The organism is Terrabacter sp. NPDC000476 (assembly GCF_040300125.1).
In the GTDB taxonomy this organism is placed as follows: Bacteria; Actinomycetota; Actinomycetes; order Actinomycetales; family Dermatophilaceae; genus Terrabacter.
Genome location: NZ_JBEPDF010000001.1, coordinates 2485446 through 2509299, shown reverse-complemented (window position 1 = coordinate 2509299; position 23854 = coordinate 2485446). Strand labels below are relative to the sequence as shown.

Below are 23854 nucleotides of genomic sequence, written 5' to 3'. Positions count from 1 at the left end.
CCAACCTAGCGGCGTCGCGGGCCCCGCGTCCGAAGGCTCCGCTCGCTAGGCTGAGGCCATGAGGGAGCACGACCAGGACTACGTCGACGCCTGCCGATCGCGGGTGGAGTCGCAGATCGGGATGTTCCGGGAGGTCGCCCAGGCCGCCCGCGACCACGGTGACGCCGACGTCTCCGGCCTCGAGGGCGCCCTCGAGTCGCTCGAGTACGAGTACTTCAACAACATGCTGCTCGTGCTCGACGCCTCCTTCCCGTCGCCCGACGCGGGCCCCGGCACCGCCGTGGCGGAGGTGCGCGCGCTCGCGCGCTCGCTCATGGAGGACGGCGGCACGCTCGCGGCCGACCCCGAGACCCCCGGTGCCCCGGGGCCGGGTGGCGGGGTGCTCGGGCTGCGGGCCGGCGACCCGATCACGTTGACGCTGCAGCAGTTCCGTCGCATCTCCGACGCGTTCTTCCGCGAGATCGAGAGCCGCACGGCCCGCAGCGATGGGTGACCCCGCGGGGGTGCGCCGCGACGCGCTCGGCGTGCCGCACCTGCGCGCCGACGACGTCCTCGAGCTCGCGCACCTGCAGGGACGGGTGACGGCCCTCGACCGCGGCTGGCAGATCGAGCACCACCGCTGGCGCACGGAGGGGCGCACCGCCGAGCACGTCGGGCGCGCCGGCCTGCCGTGGGACCGCTTCGCCCGACAGGTGCGCCTCGAGCCCACCGTGCGGCGCTGCTTCGAGCGCCTCGACCCCGAGACGCGCGCGTGGCTCACCGCCTACGTCGACGGCGTCAACGTCGCGCTCGCCGAGGGGCTGGGCCACGCGCCCGAGATCGAGGCGCTCGGCCTGCAGCCGTATGCCGCCCGCCCCCGCCCGTGGGAGCCGTGGACGCCGCTCGGCATCTTCTGGGGCATCCACCTGCTCTTCGGCACGTTTCCCGGCAAGCTCTTCAATGCGCACGTCGCCGACCGGCTCGGGCCGTCGTTCCTCCCGCTCTTCGACGCCGAGGGCGCCGACGGCTCGGGCAGCAACGCGTGGGTCGTCGGCGGGTCGCGCACGGCCGGCGGCCTTCCGCTCGTGGCCGGCGACCCGCACCGCACCATCGAGCTGCCCGGCTGCTACCAGCAGGTGGGGCTCGCCTGCCCGGGCATCGACGTCGTCGGCTTCACCTTCCCCGGCGTGCCCGGCGTCCAGCACTTCGCGCACGCCGGGTCGGTCGCGTGGGGCATCACGAACGCGATGGCGGACTACCAGGACCTCACGATGGAGACGCTGCGCGTCGTCGACGGTCCGGATGGACGGCGGTTCGAGGCCCGCGGCCTGCAGGGCTGGGAGCCGGTCGAGGCGAGCACCGAGTCGATCGCGGTGCGCGGGGAGCAGCCCGTGCCGGTGCCGGTCGTCGTCACGGCCCGCGGCCCGGTCGTCACCGGCCTCGAGGCCGAGCTGGAGCGTGCGGACGGTGGCGTCACGGACGCCCACCCGCCGGCATACAGCCTGCGCACGCCGACGCAGGTCGAGCACGACCTCGGCTTCGCCGCGCTGCTGCCGTTGCTGCGGGCACGGACCGTCGGCGACGTCGAAGCGGCGCTCGCGCACTGGGTCGAGCCGGTCAACAGCGCCCTCGTCGCGGACGACACCGGCGCGATGCGCCACCTCGTGGTCGGGAGGGTGCCCGACCGCGACGAGGCGGGGCTCGCGCTGCCGCTCCCCGCCTGGGACCCGAGGCACGTCTGGCGCGGCTACCGCACCGTGCCCGCCGAGGTGGTGGCTGACGTCGCCGTGAGCGCCAACGACCGGGCCAGCGGCGGCGGCCTCGGCGTGGAGTACGCGACCCCGTTCCGGGCGGAGCGGATCCGCACGCTCGTCGGGGACCGCACGGGCCTGACTGCCGACGACTGCGCGGCGATCCACGTCGACACGCGCAACGGGCAGGCCGACCTCATGCGCGAGCTCGTCGCGAGGTGTGCGCCCGAGGCGCTGGGTGAGTCCGCCCGCGCGGTGCGCGAGGTGCTGCTCGCGTGGGACGGCCACAGCGACGCCGGCAGCCACGGCGCGGCGCTCTTCGCCGCTTGGCGCACGGCCCTCGTGCGCTGGCTCGCCGCGCACCCGGTGCTCGCCCCGATCGCCGGGCCGAGCGTGCACTCGCCGCTCTTCGCGGCGTGGACCGACGTGGCCACCCAGGTCGGGGCCGGGTGGCCGTCGATGGCGGTGCTCGGCCCGCGGCACGGCATCGCCGTCGACGACGGGGTGCGGCACGCCCTCGAGCACGTCGCTGCCTCGACCGGGTCGGGTCTGGTGTGGGGCGAGCGGCACTGGCTCGACCCGGTGCACGCCCTGGACGGCGTCGGCGGGGTGGTGAGAGCGCGAGCGACCTCGCCGCGTCGACCGGTGAGTGGTGACAAGGGCTGCGTGCTCGCCGCCGCCAGCGCGCCGGGCGCGACCGAGCGCTGCTACGGCGGGCCCGTGGCCCGCTACGTCTGGGACCTCGCCGACCGGGGTGCGAGCCGCTGGGTCGTCCCGTTCGGAGCGTCCGGCCGCGGGGGCGAGGCGAGCTCCGAGGACCAGACCGACGCGTGGCTGGCCGGGGTGCTGCACCCCGTCGACGACCCGGTCTGACCAGGAGAAGTCACGACTTTACGCGACACTTACTATTTCCGGTGCAGTAGATGACGGTTCAACGTAGAATTATGGGGTAAAGACACCTTTTTGCCCCGTGGTGTCGCTGCGCGAGCGCTGGAGAGGTGAGTCAGGTGACCATGAGCATCACCCCGGCACCCCACGACCCGTCGCGCCCCGGCGCGGCGACGGCGGAGCTCGACCGATGGGTTCCGGACCCGTCGTGGCCCGTGCCGCCCCGCGGCTGGCACCTCTGGGCCGCGGCCGGCGCCTCGGCGGCGAGCGAGCCGGAGCCCTCCTTCACCCTGCCGGCACGCCCGGGCGCCGGGCGCGAGCGCGTCGACCTGCTGGCCGACCGCGAGCCGAGTCCGCTGCCCGAGGGCACGGTGCCCGGATTCGCGATCCTCGCCTGCCTCGTCCTCTTCGCCTTCCTCGTCGGTGGCGCGACCGGCGGCCTCGTCGTGCTCGGCGTGGCCCCGCTGCTCGCCGCGGTCGCCGCCCTCGTGACCGGTGGGGTCTCGCTCCTGCCCGTCGGTGGACGCCGCGGCGCCGGACTGCTGCTCGGCACGGCCGTCACGGCGCTCATCCTCGGCTCCGTCGTGACGGGCGACCGGCCGTCGCCCGTCAGCGACCTCGACGCGGCGATGATCGCGTCGGGGGCCCCGCGCCTGGCCGACCCGGTGTCGGCGGAGCCGAACGACGCCGAACGGGGCGGGGCCGGCCGTGCCGACACCGCACCGTCCGCCACCTCTGCCACGTCCGCTTCCTCGGGGTCGTCCGGCGCCGAGGGTGCCGACGCCGTCACGCCTCCCGCCGCCGTGCGATCGACCGGCGCGTCGCGCCCTGCCCCGCACGTGGCGACGGGTGCCGGCTCGGCGTCGACGACGCCCCGCGCCACGGCCCGGCCCGCGGCGTCGCCCGCCCCGCAGGCCACGCGCCCCGCCGCACCTGCCGCGTCCGCTGCGCCCGCTGCGCCCGCCGCATCCGCTCCGGCGGTCGCGGGGCCCGCCGCCACGGCGCGTCCCGAGGCCGTGGGCCGTCCGGCGACGCGCCCGTCGGCGCCCACGCTGGCAGCCGACGCATTGACGCCCCGGCCGGACGTCGCGGCCGCACCGGCCAGGGACGGGTCCCGCCCCGTGACGAGCACGCCCGTCAAGACCAAGCCCGCCAAGGCCAAGCCCGCCAAGGCCAAGCCCGCCAAGGCCAAGCCCGCCAAGGCCAAGCCCGCCAAGGCCAAGCCCGCCAAGGCCAAGGGCAAGGGCAAGGGCAAGCCGGCCAAGGGCACGGGCAAGCCGGCGAAGGGCAAGCCCGCCAAGCCGATCCGTCCCGGCGCGGGACCGGATGGGTCGGGCCACGCGGTCACGGGCCGCACGGCCCCCTGAGCGCCGCAGCGCGAGGCCGGGGACGGCGGAGCCGCGCGTGTGCGACAGTGACCCCGTGCACTCCTCGATGACCCGCGCCACCATCATCTGGTTCGTCGGCGCCGCGGTCGTCGGGGCGGCCGCCGGCGGCCTCCACCTGCTCCGCTCGGACCTCGGCGGCGCGCACACCGGAACGCCGCTCACGGTCGGCGCCTACGGCCTGACCGCCCTGGCCGCGCTCATGCTCTACCACGGCGTCGTCGTCGCGGCGCGCGAGCAGGATGCCGCGGCCGGGCCGGAGCAGCCGCAGCCGGCCCGGAAGCCCGAGCCGCAGCCGGGCGGCTCCCCGCCCGACCCGACCGTCTACACCTTCCGGGGCGGCAAGCCGGTGAGCGATCGCTCCCGGCCCCCGCGGCCCTGACGGCGGGCACCACGACGGGCACCACGACGGGCACAATGACGGGGTGAACGCCGGCGTCACCCCGTGGGTGCTGCACGTCGACCTCGACCAGTTCATCGCAGCGGTCGAGGTGCTGCGCCGTCCCGAGCTGGCCGGCCTCCCCGTCATCGTCGGTGGCCGCGGCGACCCCACCGAGCGCGCCGTGGTGTCCACCGCGAGCTATGAGGCGCGGGCCCTCGGGGTCGGCTCCGGGATGCCGCTGCGCCTGGCCGCGCGCAAGGCGCCGGACGCCGTCATCCTGCCCGTCGACGCCCCCGCCTACACGGCGGCGTCGGAGCAGGTGATGGAGGCGCTGCGCGGCCTCGGCGTCGTCGTCGAGGTGCTCGGCTGGGACGAGGCCTTCCTCGGGGTGGCGACCGACGACCCGGAGGCCGTGGCCCAGCACGCGCGGGAGGTCGTGCTCGACGCGACCGGACTGCACGCATCCGTCGGCATCGGCGACAACAAGGTGCGCGCGAAGATCGCGACGGGGTTCGGCAAGCCGCGCGGGGTGTTCCGGCTGACCCGGCATAACTGGTTCGAGGTCATGGGGGAGCGCCCGACGATCGACCTCTGGGGAGTCGGCTCCAAGGTCTCGAAGCGACTGGCCGGGCACGGCATCGCCACGGTGCGCGAGCTCGCCGACGCCGAGGAGGCCGTGCTCGTCGGCGAGTTCGGGCCGCGGATGGGCGTCTGGTACTCCCAGCTCGGCCGGGGTCTCGGCTCGGCCGTCGTCGACGACACCCCGTGGGTCGCGCGGGGCCACAGCCGCGAGACGACCTACCAGCACAACCTCACGACGGCCGAGCAGGTGCGCGAGGCCGTCGCCGAGCTCGCGTCACAGGCCTTCGACGACACGCGGCGGGAGGGCCGGCCGGTGGTGCGGGTGACGCTCAAGGTGCGCTACGCGCCGTTCTTTACGCAGACCCGGGCGCACAAGCTGCCCCAGCCGACGAGCGAGCGCGCCGTCGTCGTGGCGGCTGCCCTGCAGCTCGCCGACACGCTCGACCCCGAGCGCGAGGTGCGCCTGCTCGGCGTGCGTGCCGAGATGCAGATGCCCCCGGAGGGCGACCCCGCCGAGCGCACGCCTATCCGCGGACGCCTGTGACGCCGTCGTGCAGGAACCCCACGATGGGGGCCAGCTCGGGCACCTCGCCGGCCGAGTCGAGCGAGGCCTCGAGCACGGCGTCGTGCGTGGGGCGCGCCTCGCGGTAGAGCGCCCAGCCGGCGTCGGTGAGCTCGGTGTAGACGCCCCGGCGGTCGTCGGCGCACAGCACCCGGGTCAGCAGGCCCCGGTCCTCGAGCCGGTTGACGAGCCGGGTGGTGGCCGAGGACGAGAGCGCAGCCGCACGGGCGAGCTGCGACATGCGCATGTGCCACCCGTCCTGCCGGGAGAGCGCGTCGAGCACGGTGAACTCCACGACGGAGAGCGCGTGCCGGCGCACGAGCTCGCGCTCGAGCGCACCCTCGATGTGCGCGTGCAGGGCGGCGAGGGTGCGCCATCCCGAGGCGCGCACCTCGACGGCGGTGTCGGCGATTCCCATGTGGACCATCATAGCGCGCGTTTGCAATATGCCGCGCGTGCAACTAACGTCGTCGGCGTCACGTAGTTGCACACGCGGCATACCGGCGCGAGCAGGGAGGCTCGGACCGGCGTCACCGTCCCGTTCGGAAGGACTCGGAACCACTCATGCCTCTCGGTCTACTCGCCCTCGCCCTCGGCGGCTTCGGCATCGGCCTGACGGAGTTTGTCATCGCCGGCCTGCTCAGCACCGTCGCCGGTGACCTCGGGGTCAGCATCCCCACCGCCGGCTACCTCATCAGCGGCTACGCGCTGGCCGTCGTCGTCGGCGCCCTCGGGCTCACGCCGGTGCTCGGCTCCTGGCGGCCCAAGCGCGCGCTGCTCGTGCTCATGGTCCTCTTCGTCGCCGGCAACGCGCTCTCCGCCGTGGCCACCGGCTACGGCGTGCTCCTGCTGGGACGTGTCGTCGCCGCGCTCGCCCACGGCGCCTTCTTCGGCATCGGCTCGGTGCTCGCCGCCTCGCTCGTGCCGGCCGACCGCCGTGCCGGCGCGATCTCCGTCATGTTCGGCGGGCTCACCCTCGCCAACGTGCTCGGGGTGCCGCTCGGCACCTTCGTCGGCCAGCAGTGGGGCTGGCGCGCCACCTTCGCCGTCATCGCCGTGGTCGGCGTCGCGGCGGCGGCCGGCATCGCCGCCCTCGTGCCGGACGCCGCGGCCGAGCGCCGCGACGCCGGTCTGCGCACCGAGCTCGCGGCCTTCCGCAGCGGCCAGGTGTGGTTCTCGCTCGCCATGACCGTGCTCGTCTTCGGCGGCATGTTCGGTGCCTTCATGTACGTCGAGCCGCTCCTGACCCGGGTCTCGGGCTTCGGCGAGTCGGCGGTGCCGTGGCTGCTCGTCCTCTTCGGCGTGGGCCTCTTCGCCGGCAACCTGCTCGGCGGGCGCTGGGCCGACCGGGCGCTGACCCGGACCCTCGTGTGGCTCACCCTGGCGCTCGCCGTGTCGCTCGTCGCCTTCGCGCTGCTCTCGGGCACGCGCCTCGGCTCCGCCGCCATGCTCCTCGCGATGGGCTTCTTCGGCTTCGCGACGGTGCCCGGCCTGCAGATGCGGGTGCTCGAGCACGCGGCGGGCGCCTCGACGATGGCCTCGTCGGCCAACATCGCGGCCTTCAACGTCGGCAACTTCCTCGGCGTCTGGGTCTCCGGGCTGGCCATCGCGGCCGGTCTCGGCTGGACCTCCCCGCTCTGGGTGGGGGCGGCCTTCGCCGCGCTCGGCCTGCTCGTGCTCGGTCTCGCCGCCCGGGCGCAGCGCACCCCGCCGGTGCGTGAGCAGGTGCGTGAGGACGTGCCCGAGCCGGCGCGCGTCGGCTGAGGAACGCCACGATCCCGGCAGCCTGGGCGGCTGCCGGGATCGGGTGCGTGGTGCGGGTGGCTGCGGGCCGGAGGGTCAGGCGCGACCGTGGGCCGCGCGGCTGCGGCGGCTCAGGGCGTCCACGGTGACCGCGAGCAGGAGCACCGCGCCGGTGATCATGTAGCGCTCGGGCGAGCCGAGGTTGATCAGGGCGAGGCCGTTGCTGATCGACTGGATGACGAGGATGCCGAGCAGGGCGGCATACGCCGACCCGCGCCCGCCGAAGAGGCTCGTGCCGCCGATGACGGCCGCGGCGATGGCGTTGAGGTTCGTGTCGGCGCCGCCGCTGCTCTGGTTGGCGGCGGCCAGGCGGGCCGCCGCGAAGATGCCGCCGACCGCCGCGAAGCTCGAGCAGAGCGCGAACACGGTGAGGTAGACCCGGCGCACGTTGATGCCGGCCCGCCGGGCGGCCTCGACGTTGCCGCCGACGGCCATGACCGAGCGGCCCCAGCGCGTGCGGCGGATGGCGAAGTCCATGACGACGACGAGCGCGAGGAACACGAGGAACATCACCGAGACGCCGCGGTCGCGGTTCAGCACGATGATCGGCACGACGAGGAAGAGGGCGAGGAAGCCCGAGCGGACGGCGATCATGCTGACCGGCGTCGTCGACAGGCCGGCCGCGTCGCGGCGGGCGTTCGCCCGCAGCCGGGTGAGGGCGAAGACGGCGACGGCGGCGATCGCCAGCACGTAGGCGAGCGTCGCGGGCAGGAAGGTCTGCTGCGCGAACTTCACGAGGCCCGACTCGAAGGGCAGGTTGATCGAGCCCTCGGCGCCGAGGACCTTCAGCTGCAGGCCGAGGAAGCCGAGCAGGCCGGCCAGGGTGATGACGAAGCTCGGCACGCCGAACCGCGTGTAGATCGCGCCGTAGGCGAGACCGATGACGAAGGCGACGACGATCGCGACGAGCAGGGCGAGCAGGACCGGCCAGCCGCGGTTGACGGTGCCGACGGCGACGATGGCTGCGGCGAGTCCGCTCACCGAGCCGACCGAGAGGTCGATCTCGCCGAGGAGCAGCACGAGCACGATGCCGATCGCGATGGTGCCGATGGCCGCGCTCTGGAGCGTGAGGTTGACGAGGTTGCGCGGCGAGAGGAAGGCGTCGTTGAGGCCCTGGAAGACGACCCAGATGATGACGAGGCCGATGACGACGGGCAGGGCACCGAGGTCACCGCTGCGCAGCCGGGAGAAGAAGGCGCGCACGGTGCCGCCGATGCCACCGGCCTGCGCGATGAGCCGCTCGTCCTGCAGGTCGGCCGGCAGGGCGGCGGTGGCGGCGGTGGGGTCCGCGGGCTCGGCGGCGTCGCGGGTGGGGTCCGGAGTCGTGGTGCTCACTGCTGCTCCTCGCTCGGCGTCCGGCGCGAGGCGCGCTCGGACACGGCGTTCGTCGTGGCGCCGGTGATGGCGGCGATGATCTCCTGGGCGTTGGTCTGGCTCACGTCGAAGGTGCCGTTGTTGCGGCCCAGGCGCAGCACGCAGACCCGGTCGGCGACGGCCATGACGTCGCTCATGTTGTGGCTGATGAGGATGACGCCGTGGCCGTTCTCGCGCAGCCGCTCGACGAGGTTGAGCACCTCGGCGGTCTGGGCGACGCCGAGGGCGGCCGTCGGCTCGTCGAGCATGACGACCTTCGGGTCACCGAGGAGCGAGCGGGCGATGGCGACGGTCTGGCGCTGGCCGCCCGAGAGGCTGGCGACGGGGATGCGCACCGACGGGATGCGGGCGGAGAGCTGGCGCAGCAGCCGCCACGACTCCTTCTCCATCGTCACCTCGTCGAGGGCCCGGCCGGAGTAGAGCTCGCGGCCGAGGAAGAGGTTGCCGACGACGTCGAGGTTGTCGCAGAGCGCGAGGTCCTGGAACACCGTGGCGATGCCGAGCTTCTGGGCCTCGGCCGGCGAGCTCACCGAGGCGGAGGAGCCGTCGAACTCCATGGTGCCGGAGTCGGGCGTGTAGACGCCCGCGATGGTCTTGACGAGCGTCGACTTGCCGGCGCCGTTGTCGCCGACGAGGGCGACGACCTCGCCGGGGCGGACGTCGAAGTCGATGTTGGTGAGGGCCTGCACGGCGCCGAATCGCTTGGAGATGCCCCGCAGTGAGAGCACGGCCGTCTGCGTCGGTGCGGGTGGCGGTGAGGTGGTCGCGGTCATGTCCGTCCTTCGGATCTGTCGTGCGGGAGCGCGGTGCACGTCGGGTCCCGGTGCGGCGCCGGGTGGGTGGGCACGAGGATCCGTGCCCACCCACCCGGTCTACACCTTGCGTGCCGCGCGGGCAGGCGTATGCCTACGGGTGGTGCGTCAGGCGCAGGTCAGCTGATGCCGGCGGCGGTGCAGGCGGCCGCGAAGGTGCTCGAGCAGATGTCGGACGTCTTGTAGATGCCGTCCTTGACGATGGTGTCCTTGATGTTGTCCTTGGTGACGGCGATCGGGTCGAGGATCGTGCTGGCGATGCCCTTGAAGTCCGTGGTCTTCTCCGGAGTCTGCTTGTTGGCGAGGGCGATCGCGGCCTTGGCGGCGGCCTCGGCCTCCGGCTTGATCGGCTTGTAGATCGTCATCGCCTGGTCGCCGGCGAGGATGCGCTGGATCGCGGCGAGCTCGGAGTCCTGGCCCGTGACCGGCGGGAGCGGGTTGACGCCGCCACCCTTGAGGGCGGCGATGGCGCCGCCCGCGGTGCCGTCGTTGGCCGCGTAGACGCCGACGAGGTTGCCCTTGACGGCCGAGATCTGGCCCTCCATCCACTGCTGGGCCTTGTCCGGGCTCCAGTCGGGGGTGTCGTACTCGGCGGCGATCTTGAAGCCGCTGCCGTCGAGCACGCTGTGCGCGCCGGACTTGAAGTCGGCGGCGTTGGGGTCGGTGGGCGAGCCGTTGATCATGACGAGGTCGCCGGAGGTCTTGCCGCTCTTCTTGACGAGGTCGACGAGCGTCTGGGCCTGGATCTTGCCGACCGTCGCGTTGTCGAACGACACGTAGTAGTCGGCGCCGTCGATGAAGCGGTCGTACGCGACCACGGGGACGCCGCTGCTCTTGGCGCTCGCGACGACCGAGGCGGCGGCCTTGCCGTCGACCGGGTCGAGGACGAGGACGTTCGCACCCTGCGTCAGGGCGGCCTCGGCCTGCTGCTGCTGCTTGCCGGCGTCCTGGTCGGCGTTGCTGTAGATGACCGAGCAGTCGGCGCACGACGCCTTGACGGCGGCCTCGAAGAGGGGGCGGTCGAACGTCTCGTAGCGCGTGGTCTTCGACTCCGGGAGCAGCAGGGCGATCTTCTTGCCGCCGCCGGCCGCCGCGCCACCGCTGCTGCCGGAGCCGGACGGGGTGTTGTCGCTGCTGCTGCCGCACGCGGCGATCGAGGTGAGGCCCAGGCCGGCCGCAAGGGCGATGCCGGCGAGGCGGGTGGAGCGTGCACGCATGGTTTGGAACTCCCTTGTTCAAGCGCCGGCATCCACGTTGGTGCGGCCCGTACTCCGGAGTAAAAGGCCTGCGACCCCTTGGCGTCAAGGCTTGAATTCAAGCCGTGGACGTAATCGTTACCAAGTGGCCCTCGGTCGCGGCATGGAGCGTCTCGGCCGCGACGACGGCGCCCACGACGTCGGCGTCGGTCTGCAGCTCGGACTCCCGCACGACGAGAGAGGCCACGGCGCTCGGGATGGCGCTGCGCTCGAGCGCGCGCTGCATGGGGTCCGCGAGCACGTGCCCGACGAGCGAGAGCTGGCCGCCGAGCACGACGACCTCGGGGTTGAGCAGGTTGACGAGGCCCGCGAGCGCCACCCCGAGGTGGCGCCCGGCGTCCTCGATGACGCGCCGGCAGCCGGCGTCGCCGTCGATGGCCTTGGTGATGATGTCGCGCAGCGTCAGTCGCCCGTGCGAGCCGGCGAGGGCGTCGCTCAGGGCGTGCGCGCCGATGAACGTCTCGAGGCAGCCGCGGTTGCCGCACCGGCAGATGGGCCCGTGCTCGTCGATCGTCAGGTGCCCGATCTCCCCGGCGGTGCCCGCGATGCCGCGGAAGACCTCGCCACCGAGCACGATCCCGGCCCCCACCCCGTAGGACAGCTTGATGTAGGCGCCGTTCTGAACCCCTTGCAGCGCACCGCATCTCAGCTCGCCGAGTGCCCCCAGGTTCGAGGTGTTGTCGACGGAGACGGGGGCTCCGACCCGGCCGCGCATCTCGTCGGCCACGTCGACGCCGCGCCAGCCGGGCAGGATGCTCTCGGACCCGACCTGCCCGGTCACGCTGTCGACGGGAGCCGGGATGCCGACGCCCACTGCCTTGACGTCGGGCATCGTCTTGCCGGCCTTCTCGACGAGGTCGTGCAGCAGGCGCGCGGCGCGTTCCATGCCCTCGTCGGCGTTGTGGTTCGCCGGCAGCGGCATGCGCTGGCGGCCGACGATGTCGCGCGGCCCGGTCGCCACGGCGACGCGCACGTCGCGGTCACCGAAGGCGATGCCCGCGAGCAGCGTGTTCCCGGTGGCGAGCGAGACGAGGACGGCCCGCCGCCCGTTGCGGATGCTCGGCGCCAGCTCGAGGGCGCCGGCCCCGTCGAGCTCCTTGACCATGTTGGAGACCGTGGCGGGGCTCAGGCCGGTCGCCCCTGCGAGCTCGACCTGGGTCATCGCCCCCTGCTCGCGGAGGGCGTCGAGCACCCGCAGGCGGTTGGCTTCACGCAGAGATGCCTGCGAGCCGGGTGCCGCCTGCGATGGATTCACGGGGTAAAGATAAGCGGTTGTGTCCGCTCTTGGGTAGCCGTCCCGGCTCAGAGCGCGGCGGCGACCGCGCGGCCCGCCGTCCGACCGCTGAAGAGGCAGCCCCCGAGGAAGGTGCCCTCGAGCGAGTTGTAGCCGTGCATACCCCCGCCGCCGAACCCGCTCACCTCGCCGGCGGCGTAGAGCCCCGGCACGGGCTGGCCGCCCGCGCCGAGCACGCGTCCGGACAGGTCGGTCTCGAGGCCGCCGAGCGTCTTGCGCGTCAGGATGTTGAGCCGGACGGCGATGAGCGGACCCGCGGCAGGGTCGAGCAGCCGGTGTGGTGTGGCCACGCGAATCAGCTTGTCGCCCAGGTAGTTCCGCGCTCCGCGGATGGCCGTGACCTGGGCGTCCTTGGTGAAGTCGTTGGCGATCTCGTTGTCCCGCGCCACGATGGTGCGTCGGAGCGCCGCAGCGTCGACGAGGCCGTCGCCGGTCAGCGCGTTCATCCCGCGGGCGAGCGCGTCGACGGTGCCCGCGACGACGAAGTCCTCGCCGTGCTGCTTGAAGGCCTCGACGGGGGCGGGGGCGCCGCTCCGCGCCCGTCCGAGCACCTGCCGCACGTCCCGCCCGGTGAGATCGGGGTTCTGCTCCGAACCCGAGAGGGCGAACTCCTTCTCGATGATCCGCTGGGTCAGCACGAACCACGAGTAGTCGTAGCCGCTCCGCTGGATGTGGCCGAGAGTGCCGAGCGTGTCGAAGCCCGGGAAGAACGGCGCCGGGAAGCGGCGTCCGCGGGCGTCGAGCCACAGCGACGAGGGGCCGGGCAGGATGCGGATGCCGTGGTTGTGCCACACGGGGTCCCAGTTGCGCAGGCCCTCGGTGTAGTGCCACATCCGGTCCGGGTTGATGACCCGACCGCCTGCCCGTTCGGTGATGGCGAGCATCCGGCCGTCGACGTGCGCCGGCACGCCGGCGACCATCCGGGCCGGCGGCGTGCCGAGCCGGGCGGGCCAGGCGCGCCGGACGAGCTCGTGGTCGCCGCCGATGCCGCCGCTCGTGACGACGACCGCCTGCGCCGCGATCTCGAAGTCGGCCACCTCCTCGCGGCTGCTCGGACGGCCGCGCTCCGCGCCGTCCTCGACGAGACGATGTCCGCGCACGCCGGTGACCGCGCCGTCCATGACCACGAGGTCGTCGACGCGGTGCCGGAAGGCGAGGGTGACGCGCCCGTCGGCCACCGCGGCGCGCACCCGGCGCTCGAAGGGCTCGACGAGCCCGGGTCCGGTGCCCCACGTGATGTGGAAGCGCGGCACCGAGTTGCCGTGGCCGTCGGCCCGGCCGTCGCCGCGCTCGGCCCACCCCACGACCGGGAAGAGCCGGTGCCCCTGCTCGCGGAGCCATGCCCGCTTCTCGCCCGCGGCGAAGTGGAGGTAGGCCTCGGCCCACCGGCGCGGCCAGTAGTCCTCCTCGCGGTCGAACTGCGCGGAGCCCATCCAGTCCTGGGTCGCGAGCTCCAGGCTGTCGCGGACGCCCATGCGGCGCTGCTCGGGGCTGTCGACGAGGAAGAGACCGCCGAAGCTCCAGAACGCCTGGCCGCCCAGGGACTGCTCGCCCTCCTGGTCGACGAGCACGACCCGCTTGCCGCGGTCGGCGAGCTCTGCGGTGGCGACGAGCCCGGCGAGGCCGGCGCCCACGACGACGACGTCGGCATCCATCGGTCTCCTTCCGGGGGGTGCCCGAGCGGCGCCCGGGGCCCAGCCTCGCCGACGGGCTCCGACCGGTCAACCATCGGGCTTGACTTCCTCAGTAGGGAATGAGAATCATTCTCGCATGAGTCGCCCAACCTCCGCCCTCGTCCTCGCACCGTTCCTCGGTGCCCTCCTCGCCGGCTGCGCCGCACCCGGTCCTGCGCCCGGCGGTGCCGCCGACTCCCGGTCGTCGACATCGGCCCCGGTGCCGTCCGCCGCCCCGACGGCGGAGGCCCAGGGCCCGTCACCCCGCCTCGCCGTCAGCCACCGCGACGGGGTCATGGTCGTCGACGCCGCGACCCTCGAGGTCGTCGGCGGTGCGGCGACCACGGGCTTCGTCCGGCTCAACCCCGCCGGTGACGGGCGCCACGTGCTCGTGACGCAGGACGACGGCTGGCGCGTGCTCGACCTCGGCGCGTGGACCGAGCCGCACGGCGACCACGGGCACTCCTTCACGACGACGCCGCGCCTCACCGGCACGACGATCCGGGGACCGCACCCGGGGCACGTCGTCGTGCACGGCACGCGCACGACGCTCTTCGCCGACGGGACGGGGGAGATGCAGGTGCTCGACCCCGACTCGCTCGGGGCCGTGGACGGGTCGGTCGACGTCGTGCGACACCGGGCGCCCGCGGCCCACCACGGCGTCGCCGTGACGCTGCCGGACGGCACGCTCGTGCACAGCCTCGGCACCGAGGAGGCCCGGACCGGGGCGGTCGCGCTCGACGTCGCCGGCGCCGAGGTCGCCCGCACCGACGACTGCCCCGGGCTGCACGGCGAGGCGGTCGCAGCGGGCGACGTCGTCACCCTCGGCTGCGAGAACGGCATCCTCGTCTACCGCGACGGGCGCTTCACCAAGGTGGCCAGTCCGACGGCATACGGCCGCATCGGCAACCAGGCGGGGTCGGAGCGTTCCGGCGTCGTCCTCGGCGACTACAAGGTCGACGAGGACGCCGAGCTCGAACGACCCACGCGCATCTCGCTCGTCGACACCAGGACGGGTCGGCTGCGGCTCGTGGAGACCGGGGCGAGCTACTCGTTCCGCAGCCTCGAGCGCGGGCCCGCGGGTGAGGCGCTCGTCCTCGGCACCGACGGGCGACTGCGCGTCGTCGACCCCGACACGGGTGTCGTGACGCGTTCGGTGCCGGTCGTGGGGCCATGGCGTGAACCGGTGCAGTGGCAGGACCCGCGGCCGGCCGTCCGCGTCGTCGGTGACCGGGCCTACGTCACCGAGCCGTCGCGCTCGCGCCTCGTCGCCGTCGACCTCACCACCGGCCGGTTGGCCGGCGAGGCGACCCTCCCGCACGTGCCCAACGAGATCGCGGGTGTCGCCGGCTGAGCGCGGGGCCGGGCCGGCGACCGGTGACGTCGCCGTGACCACCGGGTATGGCACCGGGGCCCCCGCCGACGGGGGATCCATCGACGAAAGGACATCCGATGACAGACGTCACCGCCGACTCCGGCCTCCTCCACGACGTCAAGATCCACGTCGAGGACTCCGGCGGGGACGGGCGCCCCGTCGTGCTCGTCCACGGCTGGCCGCTCTCCGGAGCGTCGTGGAAGGAGCAGGTGCCCGCGTTGTCGGACGCCGGCTACCGCGTCGTCACCTACGACCGGCGTGGTTTCGGCGAGAGCGACAAGCCCCGTGGCGGCTACGACTACGACACCCTCACCGACGACCTCGGCAGCCTGCTCGAGGCGCTCGACCTGCGCGACGTGACGCTGGTCGGCTTCTCCATGGGTGGCGGGGAGGTGGCCCGCTACGTGACCCGTCACGGCGAGGGCCGACTGCGCAGCGTCGTCTTCGCGGCGGCCGTCCCGCCCTACCTGCTGCGCACCGAGGACAACCCGGAGGGTCCGCTCACGGAGGCCGCCGCGCAGGAGATGGAGGAGGGCGCCAAGGGCGACCGTGACGCCTTCTTCGACCAGTTCACGACGGACTTCTTCTCGGCCGGCGGCACCCTCAAGGTCGACGAGGCGACCCGGCAGGAGGCGATCGAGCTCTGTCGCCAGTCCGACCAGCGCGCGCTGCTCGGCTGCATGGAGGCCTTCGGTACGACCGACTTCCGCGACGACCTCGCCGCGATCACCGTCCCGGCCCTCGTCGTCCACGGTGACGCCGACGCGATCGTGCCCTTCGAGGGATCGGGCCGCCGCACGCACGACGCCCTCCGCGGCAGCGAGCTCGTGGTCATCGCGGACGGTCCGCACGGGATCAACGCCAGCCACCCCGCGGAGTTCAACGCCGCACTGCTCGACTTCCTGAAGAAGTAGACCCGCGCGCCACGGGGCGCCACGGACGACACGTCCGGGGCGCCCCGCAGCGTGTCTGCCTGCGGCAGAGCGGGATTCCTCCCGGCGTGGTGACGACGCAGGCTGGACGCATGACCGACACCTTCTCCTCCGCCGCGCTGGACGATCAGCTGTCGATGGAGCTGCTGCACCAGCGCATCATCGTCCTCGGCTCCGAGGTCGACGACCCGGTCGCGAACCGGGTCACCGCGCAGCTGCTGCTCCTCTCGGCCCGTGACCCGCGCGCCGACATCAGCCTCTACGTCAACAGCCCCGGCGGCTCCGTCACCGCGGGCCTCGCCATCTACGACACGATGCGCGTCATCCCGAACGACGTCTCCACCCTCGCGCTCGGCTTCGCGGCGTCGATGGGCCAGTTCCTGCTCGGCGCCGGCACGCCCGGCAAGCGGTTCGCACTGCCGAACGCGCGGATCATGATGCACCAGCCGTCCGCCGGCATCCAGGGCACGGCCGCCGACGTCGAGGTGCAGGCCGCCAACCTCAAGGCGGTCAAGCGACGGGTCAACGAGCTGCAGGCCGAGCACACCGGGCAGACGGTGGAGCAGATCACCCGGGACAGCGAGCGCGACCGGTGGTTCAGCGCGGAGGAGGCGGCGGCATACGGGATCGTCGACCACGTCGTCAGCTCGCTGACGGACGTGCGCCCGGGCGGGGTCGAGCGGAAGGTGGGACTGCGGTGAGCAGCTACACGATCCCCTACGTCGTCGAGCGGACCCCGGCGGGGGAGCGCAGCTTCGACATCTACAGCCGGCTCCTGCAGGAGCGGATCATCTTCGTGGGCACGGAGATCGACGACGGCGTGGCCAACGTCGTCATGGCGCAGCTGCTGCACCTCGCCGACGTCGCGCCGGAGCGCGAGGTGTCGCTCTACGTCAACAGCCCCGGCGGCTCCTTCACAGCGCTGATGGCCGTCTACGACACGATGCAGTTCGTGCCGACCCCGGTCGCCACCTACTGCCTCGGCCAGGCGGCGTCGGCGGCCGCGGTGCTACTGGCGGCGGGGGAGTCCGGACGACGCTTCGCGCTGCGGCACGCGCGCGTGCTGCTCCACCAGCCCTCCGCGGGTGGGCAGGGCACGGTCAGCGACCTCGCGCTGCAGGCCGACGAGCTGCTGCGGGTGCGGTCGCAGGTCGAGGAGGTGCTGAGCCGCCACACCGGTCGCAGCGTCGAGCAGCTGCGCCTCGACACCGACCGCGACAAGGTGCTGACCGCGCAGGAGGCGGTCGCCTTCGGCATCGTCGACCACGTCGTCGAGCGGGCCGCGCAGGCGGTGGCCGGGGCGGGGTGACGGGGTCGCCGCCGGCCGTCAGGAGGCGGAGGCCGCGGGGGGTGTCGAGCCCGAGCCCAGCAGCCCGTGCGCCTCGGCGACGGCACGCCACTCGCCCCGGCGACGGTGGATCTCGAGGGCGGCACGCCAGTGCTGCTCGGCCTCCTCGCGCCGCCCGAGCCGCAGCAGCGCCACGCCGAGCCGCTTGCGCAGGCTCGCCTCCCACTGGCCGGAGTCGGCGTCGTCGACGAGGGCGAGCCCCTCGGTGAGGATGCGCAGGCCGACGTCGGGCTCGCCGGCGATGACGTGCCAGTAGCCGAGCTCCTCGAGGGCCTCGGTCAGCCCGGCCCGGTCGCCGATCTCGTGGAACAGCGCGACGCTCCGCTCCAGGTGGGTGCGGGCCTCGGGCAGCCGGTCGGCCTCGCGCAGCATGACGCCGAGGTTGACCGCGGCCATCGCGACGCCGCGCGTGACGCCGACCCGCGTGTAGAGCTCGAGGGCGCGCCGCTCGTGCTCGACGGCCGGCCCGAGGTCGCCGCGACGGGCGTGGAGCAGGCCGAGGTCGCGGTGGGCGGCGGCGAGGGCGCGGGTGTCGCCGAGCCGCTCGCTCAGGCCGCGGGCGCGCTCGCGCAGCTCCAGCGCCTCGTCGGCCCGGTCGAGCCGGCCGAGGAGGATCGCCTCGGTGCCGAGCGCCGCGGCCTCGGAGCGCTCGGCGCCGCACGCGCCGAACACCTCGACGGCCCGGCGCGCCTGCCGCAGGGCGGCCTCGTGCTCGCCGCGCCCGCTGAGCGCCAGGGCGAGGTCCTCGTCGAGATGGCCGCGGAGGGCCGCCGGCTGCGGCGCCGCGTCCATGGCCGCGTCCGCCAGCGACAGCATCTGGGGCCACCCGGCGATGTCGACGCGCGTCACGAAGTACGTGATGAGCCCGAGCGCCAGCCACGGGAGGCGCGCCCGGGCGGGCGAGTCCGTCCGTGCCACGGTGACGGCGAGGCCGGTGAACTGGTCGGCGTCGGCGACGAGCAGGTCGAGGCACGCGCCCGGGTCGGTCAGGCCGCCCGAGGCCGCGACGAGTGCGGTGAGGTCGACGCCCTCGGGCGCCGCCCGGCAGTGGTGCCGGGTGCGCCACGCGACCGCGACGTAGAAGGCGAGGAGGCGGTCCACGGCGGCGTCGCGCTCGGCCGGTGCGAGCAGCGACTCCGACCGCTCGCGGGCCACCGCCTGGACGAGGTCGTGCACGCGGTAGCGCCCGGGACCGGTCGCCTCGACGAGGCTGACGTCGGCCAGCCGTTCGAGCGCCGTCGCGGCGACCTGCTCCGGCAGATCGACGAGCGCCGCGACCGCCGGCACCGACAGGCCCGTGGACGGCAGGAGGCCGCACCACAGGTGGACGCGGGCCGCGACGACGTCGACGGGGTCGTCGCCGGCCTCGAGGTTCTCGACGCTCAGCGCGATGTTCGAGCGCACCGCGAGGTCTCCCGCGCACAGCTCGTAGAGGCACGTGCGTGCCTCCGTCAGGCGGGAGGAGAGGAAGCCGAGCGGCCACGCGGGGCGGGCGGCGAGCCGGGACCCGACGATGCGCAGCGCGAGCGGCAGGCCGCCGCACGCCCTCGTCAGCTCCTCCGCCGCCACGGGGTCGTCGGTGAGGCGGGTCTCGCCCACGAGCCGGCCGAGCAGCTGCCGCGACTCGTGCGGCGGCAGGACGTCGAGCGGCACCTGTTGCACGTCGGCCCGCCCGGCCAGGGCCCGGCGGCTCGTGACGAGGACGGCGCACCCCGGAGCGGCGGGGAGCAGGGGCTCGACCTGCGCGGTGTCGGCTGCGTTGTCGAGCACGACGAGCAGCCGGGAGTCGGCCGTGAGGGAGCGGAAGGTCGCGGCGGCGTGGTCGACGTCGTCGGGCACCTCGGTGGCGTCGCCGCCCAGCGCCCCGATGAGGAAGACGAGGGCGCGCAACGGGGTGAGCGGCGACCGCGCGTCGTGGCCGCGTAGGTCGAGGTAGAGCTGCCCGTCGGGGTAGTCGTCCTCGACGCTCCACGCCGCGTGCACGGCGAGCGTCGTCTTGCCGAGCCCGCCCATGCCGACGAGGGCGACGACGGGTGCCTCCCGTCGGGCGGGGCCGGCGAGCAGCGCCGTCACGGCCCGCAGCTCGTCCGCGCGGCCCGTGAACGCGTGGGTGCGGGCCGGCAGCTGCCGCGGCACCCGGCCGCGCTGCGCGACCCGGCCCGGCAGGGCCCGGGCCGCGGCCTCGACGAGGGTGCGACGCTCGTCGGCCGCCAGGCCGAGACCGGCGCTCAGCAGGTCGATGGTGTCGGCCCGTGGGTGACGGCGCTGCCCGCGCTCGAGGGCGCTGATGCCCTCGACGCTGAGCCCCGAGCACTCGGCGAGCGCCTCCTGCGTCAGGCCGGCGCGCTTGCGCAGCCGTCGCAGCACCGTCCCGAAATCCACGTCCATACCGTCCCCTGATGCGGTCTGGTGGCCACTCGGGGTGGCCAACGCGAGCGAAGGCGGGACCGGGTGGGATCCCGCCTTCGCATCGTGGGGGAGGTGTGGCCCGCCCGCAACTCGGACGAGCGATGTGCGGCCTCGTTGTGCGGGTTGTCCGTGGGGCCGCGAGGGCGCCGCGGCCACGGTGGGGTCACGGGCCGCCGCAGGGAGCGGCCTCGAACCGGAAGGCACGACCCGAATGAACCTGAAGAAGAAGGCGTTTCCCCTCCTCGTGGGAGTCGTGGCACTCCCGGCCCTGCTGCTCGGGCCGGCCGGGTCGGCGTCCGCCGCGACCAACCGCTCGGACGCCTGCGGCACGCACGCGTGCGGCAGCGCCACCCTGTCGTTCCAGAGCGCGTACAAGACGAGCGTCAACATGAGCGTCAAGGACCCGTACTGCAACGGCTACAACGGCTACGTCCACCTCAAGGTCTGGCACACCGACGGCACGTACACGTACACGACGAAGCGCTACGACACGACCGGCGGGAACGCCTGCGACGGGCTCTACACCTCCTACAACGGGCTCTCCTGGACCGACTCCAAGCGGATCAGCCGCATCGAGGCCCGGGTCGGCGACGACTCCGGCTGGTCGCTCGTCGGCAACTCCGTCGACAACCCGTACACCTGAGCCACGCCCACCTCCTCGCGCCGAGCGCATGGGGAGTGCTCCCCATGCGCTCGGCGCGCGCCCCGCTCCCGACCGGGAGAGGCTCGAAGAGCAGCACGACCCGAACGACCGCACGAAAGGGACTCGCATGCGCAGGAACAGGTTCACCCACGTCATCGCCGCCGTCGCCCTCGCCCTCGGAGGGCTCGGCGTCGCCACCGCCACCGTGACGGCCACGGCACCCACGGCCCATGCGGACGAGTGCTACTCGTGGCCGCGCACCCTGAGCTCCGGGGCGTCCGGGGCCGACGTCACGCAGCTGCAGATCCGCGTGGCCGGCTGGGTGCCGCGCGGCCAGGTCATGGGCGTCGACGGCTCGTTCGGGGCGCAGACGAAGACGGCCGTCGCGAACTTCCAGCGCGCCTACGGCCTCTCGGCGGACGGCGTCGCCGGCCCGGCGACCTTCTCGAAGATCTACGCGCTGCAGGACCCCGACTGCACGCCCGTGCACTTCAGCTACGCCGAGGCGAGCGAGAACTGCGGCAAGGGCTTCACCGGCACCGCGGCCCAGAAGGAGAACATGAAGCGGGCGCTGTGGCGCGCCGAGGCGCTGCGCCACCAGCTCGGCGACCACCCGCTCCGGGTGACCTCCGGCTTCCGCGACTCCGCGTGCAACGCCTCGGTCGGCGGCGCGAGCAACAGCGTGCACCTCGACGGTGGCGCCCTCGACCTGGTGCCCGGCGACGGATCCACCTCGATCTGCAGCATCGCCAAGCAGGCCCGCTACGCCGGCTTCGGCGGCATCTTCGGCCCGGGCTACCCCAACCACAGCGACCACGCGCACGTCGACATCCGGTCGAGCATCGCGTGGGACGCCGACGCCTGCTCCGGCTGGTGACCGTGGATCCCGCCCTCTCCCGTCGTTCCCTCCTCGCCGGCGCCCTCGGCGTCGGCGCGGTGGGGGGCCTCGGCGTCGCCAAGGCCACCCCCTCGAACGCGGCGGTCGCCGCCGTCGCACGCCCGGCCATCGCGTCGTGCGCCGCGTGGGGCGCCCAGCCCGCGACCGGCACGGTCGGCATGACCGGGCCACCGCAGAGGATCCTCGTCCACCACACGGCGTCGGCGAACACGATCGACCACTCGCAGGCGGCGGCATACTCCCTCGCGCGCAACATCCAGTCCTGGCACTTCGCGCGTGGCTGGATCGACTCGGGCCAGCAGTTCACCATCAGCCGCGGTGGCTTCACCATGGAGGGGCGGCACCGCTCGGTCGAGGGCCTGGGCTCCGGCTCGAGCACCGTGTTCCCCCTCGGGGCCCACTGCACGGGGCAGAACTCGACGTCGATCGGCATCGAGAACGAGGGCACCTACACGAGCGCCCTGCCGACCTCGGCGCAGTGGGACGCGCTCGTCGCGCTCTGCGCGTACCTGTGCCAGACCTACGGCCTCGGGCCGGCCGACATCTACGGGCACCGGGACTTCCTCGACACCGAGTGCCCGGGAGATGCCCTGTACGCCAAGCTTCCCCAGCTGCGTGCGGACGTGGCGACGCGGCTGGGCACGAGCAACCCGCCCCCGCCGCCGACCCGCACCTGGCCGACGCTGAAGCAGGGCAGCAGCGGCTTCCGGGTCACTGCCGCGCAGCACCTGCTGCGGCACTCCGGGCGCAGCGTCACGGCGGACGGCGCGTTCGGGGCCGGGACTGCTGCTGCCGTCGTCTCCTTCCAGCAGGCCAAGGGCCTCACGGCCGACGGCGTCGTCGGACGGGCGACCTGGGAGTCGCCCCTCGCCGTCACCTGCCGGCAGGGGCAGACGTCCGACGCCGTCCGCGGCGTGCAGTCCGCGCTCACCGCGCAGGGGTATGCCGTCACGGTCGACGGCGTCTTCGGCGCGGGAACCGCTTCGGCCACCAAGGCCTTCCAGACCGCCCATGCCCTCGACGCCGATGCGGTCGTGGGCCCCAACACGTGGAGCAGGCTGCTCGCGTAGATCGGAGGAACCATGAAGACCAGCACCACCCGCAGGAGCCTCGCGGGGCTCCTCGCCGCGGCCTCGATCGCCGTGCTCGGCGTCGCCGTGGCACCGAGCGCGCTCGCCGCCTCGACCGACGAGATCGCGTTCGACTACTTCGTGTCCAAGGGCCTGACCGAGCGGCAGTCGGCCGGTGTCGTCGGCAACCTCATCCAGGAGTCGGGCAGCCCGATCAACCCGTACGCGAACCAGCCCGGCGGTCCCGGCGTCGGCATCGCGCAGTGGAGCGAGGGCGGCCGGTGGGACACCGACTCCCGCGACAACATGGTCTGGTACGCCGGGCTGAGCGGCCGCAACCGCTACGACCTCGCGGCCCAGCTCGACTTCACCTGGTACGAGCTGTCGACCTTCTCCGGCTACGGACTCTCGAGCCTCAAGGCCGCGACCACGGTCGACTCGGCGACGACCGTCTTCATGCAGAAGTTCGAGCGGTGCGGCACGTGCGCGACGACGCAGCGCATCGCGTACGCGAACGACGTGCTGCGCAAGTACGGCTCGGGCGGCACGGGCGGCGGCAGCACGGAGACGAGCCTGCCGGTCCTGCGCAGCGGCAGCAGCGGTGCCGCGGTGCGCACCCTGCAGTACCTGCTGCGGGCCTCCGGCAAGAGCATCACGGCAGACGGGTCCTTCGGGCCCGCAACGGATTCCGCCGTGCGCAGCTACCAGTCGGCGCACGGGCTGTCGGTCGACGGGGTCGTCGGCAACAACACCTGGTACTCGTTGCTGCCGGTGCTGCGGCAGGGCTCGACGGGCGAGGCGGTCAAGGGTCTGCAGCGCGAGCTCGTCGACGCCGGCTACTCGCTGACCGTCGACGGCTCGTTCGGGCCGGCGACGTACTCGGCCCTGCGGTCCTACCAGTCCAAGAGCGGGCTCGTCGTCGACGGGGTCGCCGGCAACAACACGTGGGGCAGCCTGGTCGACTGACCCGTCGACTGACTCGAGCGCGTCGCTCAGGCGACGAGCAGCACCGCACCCGTCGCGTCGGCCACGGTCCCGGTCGGCGCGGCGGCGTGCTCGAGGGTCCCGACGACGCTCGAGCCCACCCGCGACGTGAGGTCGAGGACGCGGCTGCCGGCCGGCTCGTCGGTCGCCAGCGCCCGCAGCTCACGGTGCGCCGCGCCGACGAGGTCGGTGATGCTGGAGCCGAGGGCCACGCAGACGGCCTCGAGCACCTCCGACGACGGCTCCTTGAGGCCCCGCTCGACCTCGGAGAGGTAGGCGAGCGAGATGCCTGCGCGGGCGGCGACCTCGGCGAGCGTGCGGGCCTGGCGGGTGCGCAGGCCGCGGAGCAGCCGACCGTAGATCTCCCGCAGCAGCGGGGCGGGGGTGTGCGGGTGCGTGGCGATGGGGGTCATGGCCGTCTCCGATCTCGGTGCGTCGACCCAGCCTCGCACGG

The 23854-nt window shown here is 73.8% G+C and carries 22 protein-coding genes; 14 read left to right on the top strand and 8 right to left on the bottom strand.

Translation table 11 applies throughout. The annotated features are described in order from the left end of the window. Window positions 1–58: 58 nt before the first annotated feature. The 5 genes from ABT295_RS11755 (at window position 59) to ABT295_RS11735 (ending at window position 5511) form a co-directional block, all read left to right on the top strand. Complete coding sequence (locus tag ABT295_RS11755) at window positions 59–493, top strand: hypothetical protein (RefSeq protein WP_352394534.1); 435 nt, start codon at window positions 59–61, stop codon at window positions 491–493. Then, a complete protein-coding gene (locus tag ABT295_RS11750) occupies window positions 486–2603 on the top strand; it encodes a penicillin acylase family protein (RefSeq protein ID WP_352394533.1) in 2118 nt (705 codons plus the stop codon). Before ABT295_RS11755 ends, ABT295_RS11750 begins: the two co-directional genes overlap by 8 nt. A gap of 134 nt (window positions 2604–2737) precedes the next feature. Then, on the top strand, window positions 2738–3985 hold the full coding sequence (locus ABT295_RS11745; protein WP_352394532.1) for a hypothetical protein: 1248 nt from the start codon (window positions 2738–2740) through the stop codon (window positions 3983–3985). 55 nt (window positions 3986–4040) lie between these two features. Next, window positions 4041–4385 (top strand): hypothetical protein, encoded by a 345-nt coding sequence (locus tag ABT295_RS11740; protein ID WP_352394531.1) that lies wholly within the window; start codon window positions 4041–4043, stop codon window positions 4383–4385. 43 nt (window positions 4386–4428) lie between these two features. Next, entirely contained in the window at window positions 4429–5511 is a 1083-nt protein-coding gene (locus ABT295_RS11735) for a DNA polymerase IV (RefSeq protein ID WP_352394530.1), read from the top strand. Here the strand turns inward: ABT295_RS11735 and ABT295_RS11730 are convergent. Next, window positions 5492–5947 carry a MarR family winged helix-turn-helix transcriptional regulator gene (locus tag ABT295_RS11730; RefSeq protein ID WP_352394529.1) on the bottom strand — a complete coding sequence of 152 codons (456 nt, stop codon included), beginning with the start codon at window positions 5945–5947 and terminating at the stop codon, window positions 5492–5494. The genes ABT295_RS11735 and ABT295_RS11730 overlap by 20 nt on opposite strands. Window positions 5948–6093: 146 nt before the next feature. Here ABT295_RS11730 and ABT295_RS11725 point away from each other — a divergent pair, with 146 nt between their 5' ends. Further along, window positions 6094–7293 (top strand): MFS transporter, encoded by a 1200-nt coding sequence (locus ABT295_RS11725; protein ID WP_352394528.1) that lies wholly within the window; start codon window positions 6094–6096, stop codon window positions 7291–7293. A gap of 75 nt (window positions 7294–7368) precedes the next feature. On the opposite strand, the gene ABT295_RS11720 is transcribed toward ABT295_RS11725, so the two are convergent. The 5 genes from ABT295_RS11720 to ABT295_RS11700 form a co-directional block, all read right to left on the bottom strand. Further along, the gene (locus tag ABT295_RS11720) at window positions 7369–8667 is read right to left on the bottom strand and encodes a sugar ABC transporter permease (protein WP_352394527.1); all 1299 of its coding nucleotides are present in this window, start codon (window positions 8665–8667) and stop codon (window positions 7369–7371) included. Next, window positions 8664–9479: an ATP-binding cassette domain-containing protein gene (locus ABT295_RS11715; protein ID WP_352394526.1), complete on the bottom strand. Its 816-nt coding sequence runs from the start codon at window positions 9477–9479 to the stop codon at window positions 8664–8666. The genes ABT295_RS11720 and ABT295_RS11715 overlap by 4 nt, the downstream gene beginning before the upstream one ends. A gap of 158 nt (window positions 9480–9637) precedes the next feature. Further along, on the bottom strand, window positions 9638–10735 hold the full coding sequence (locus tag ABT295_RS11710; RefSeq protein WP_352394525.1) for an ABC transporter substrate-binding protein: 1098 nt from the start codon (window positions 10733–10735) through the stop codon (window positions 9638–9640). A gap of 97 nt (window positions 10736–10832) precedes the next feature. Continuing rightward, window positions 10833–12029 (bottom strand): ROK family transcriptional regulator, encoded by a 1197-nt coding sequence (locus ABT295_RS11705; RefSeq protein ID WP_352394524.1) that lies wholly within the window; start codon window positions 12027–12029, stop codon window positions 10833–10835. Between the two features lie 47 nt (window positions 12030–12076). Next, a complete protein-coding gene (locus ABT295_RS11700; protein ID WP_352394523.1) occupies window positions 12077–13723 on the bottom strand; it encodes an FAD-binding dehydrogenase in 1647 nt (548 codons plus the stop codon). 115 nt (window positions 13724–13838) lie between these two features. On the opposite strand from ABT295_RS11700, the gene aztD reads away from it, so the two are divergent. The 4 genes from aztD (at window position 13839) to ABT295_RS11680 (ending at window position 17357) form a co-directional block, all read left to right on the top strand. Further along, window positions 13839–15095 (top strand): zinc metallochaperone AztD, encoded by a 1257-nt coding sequence (aztD, locus tag ABT295_RS11695; protein WP_352394522.1) that lies wholly within the window; start codon window positions 13839–13841, stop codon window positions 15093–15095. A 98-nt stretch (window positions 15096–15193) separates the two neighbouring features. Then, window positions 15194–16030, top strand: coding sequence for an alpha/beta fold hydrolase (locus ABT295_RS11690; RefSeq protein WP_352394521.1), 837 nt, complete (start codon window positions 15194–15196; stop codon window positions 16028–16030). 110 nt (window positions 16031–16140) lie between these two features. Next, window positions 16141–16749 (top strand): ATP-dependent Clp protease proteolytic subunit, encoded by a 609-nt coding sequence (locus tag ABT295_RS11685; RefSeq protein ID WP_352394520.1) that lies wholly within the window; start codon window positions 16141–16143, stop codon window positions 16747–16749. Then, window positions 16746–17357, top strand: coding sequence for a ClpP family protease (locus tag ABT295_RS11680; protein WP_352394519.1), 612 nt, complete (start codon window positions 16746–16748; stop codon window positions 17355–17357). Before ABT295_RS11685 ends, ABT295_RS11680 begins: the two co-directional genes overlap by 4 nt. 18 nt (window positions 17358–17375) lie before the next feature. On the opposite strand, the gene ABT295_RS11675 is transcribed toward ABT295_RS11680, so the two are convergent. Then, the gene (locus ABT295_RS11675) at window positions 17376–19778 is read right to left on the bottom strand and encodes an ATP-binding protein (protein WP_352394518.1); all 2403 of its coding nucleotides are present in this window, start codon (window positions 19776–19778) and stop codon (window positions 17376–17378) included. Between the two features lie 238 nt (window positions 19779–20016). Here ABT295_RS11675 and ABT295_RS11670 point away from each other — a divergent pair, with 238 nt between their 5' ends. The 4 genes from ABT295_RS11670 (at window position 20017) to ABT295_RS11655 (ending at window position 23382) form a co-directional block, all read left to right on the top strand. Next, window positions 20017–20448, top strand: coding sequence for a hypothetical protein (locus ABT295_RS11670; protein WP_352394517.1), 432 nt, complete (start codon window positions 20017–20019; stop codon window positions 20446–20448). 127 nt (window positions 20449–20575) lie between these two features. Further along, on the top strand, window positions 20576–21325 hold the full coding sequence (locus tag ABT295_RS11665) for a D-Ala-D-Ala carboxypeptidase family metallohydrolase (RefSeq protein WP_352394516.1): 750 nt from the start codon (window positions 20576–20578) through the stop codon (window positions 21323–21325). Continuing rightward, window positions 21295–22416: a peptidoglycan recognition protein family protein gene (locus ABT295_RS11660; protein ID WP_352394515.1), complete on the top strand. Its 1122-nt coding sequence runs from the start codon at window positions 21295–21297 to the stop codon at window positions 22414–22416. Before ABT295_RS11665 ends, ABT295_RS11660 begins: the two co-directional genes overlap by 31 nt. 12 nt (window positions 22417–22428) lie before the next feature. Next, complete coding sequence (locus ABT295_RS11655) at window positions 22429–23382, top strand: phage tail tip lysozyme (RefSeq protein ID WP_352394514.1); 954 nt, start codon at window positions 22429–22431, stop codon at window positions 23380–23382. Window positions 23383–23408: 26 nt separating this feature from the next. Here the strand turns inward: ABT295_RS11655 and ABT295_RS11650 are convergent, their stop codons facing one another. After that, window positions 23409–23813, bottom strand: coding sequence for a helix-turn-helix domain-containing protein (locus tag ABT295_RS11650; RefSeq protein WP_352394513.1), 405 nt, complete (start codon window positions 23811–23813; stop codon window positions 23409–23411). Window positions 23814–23854: the final 41 nt, after the last annotated feature.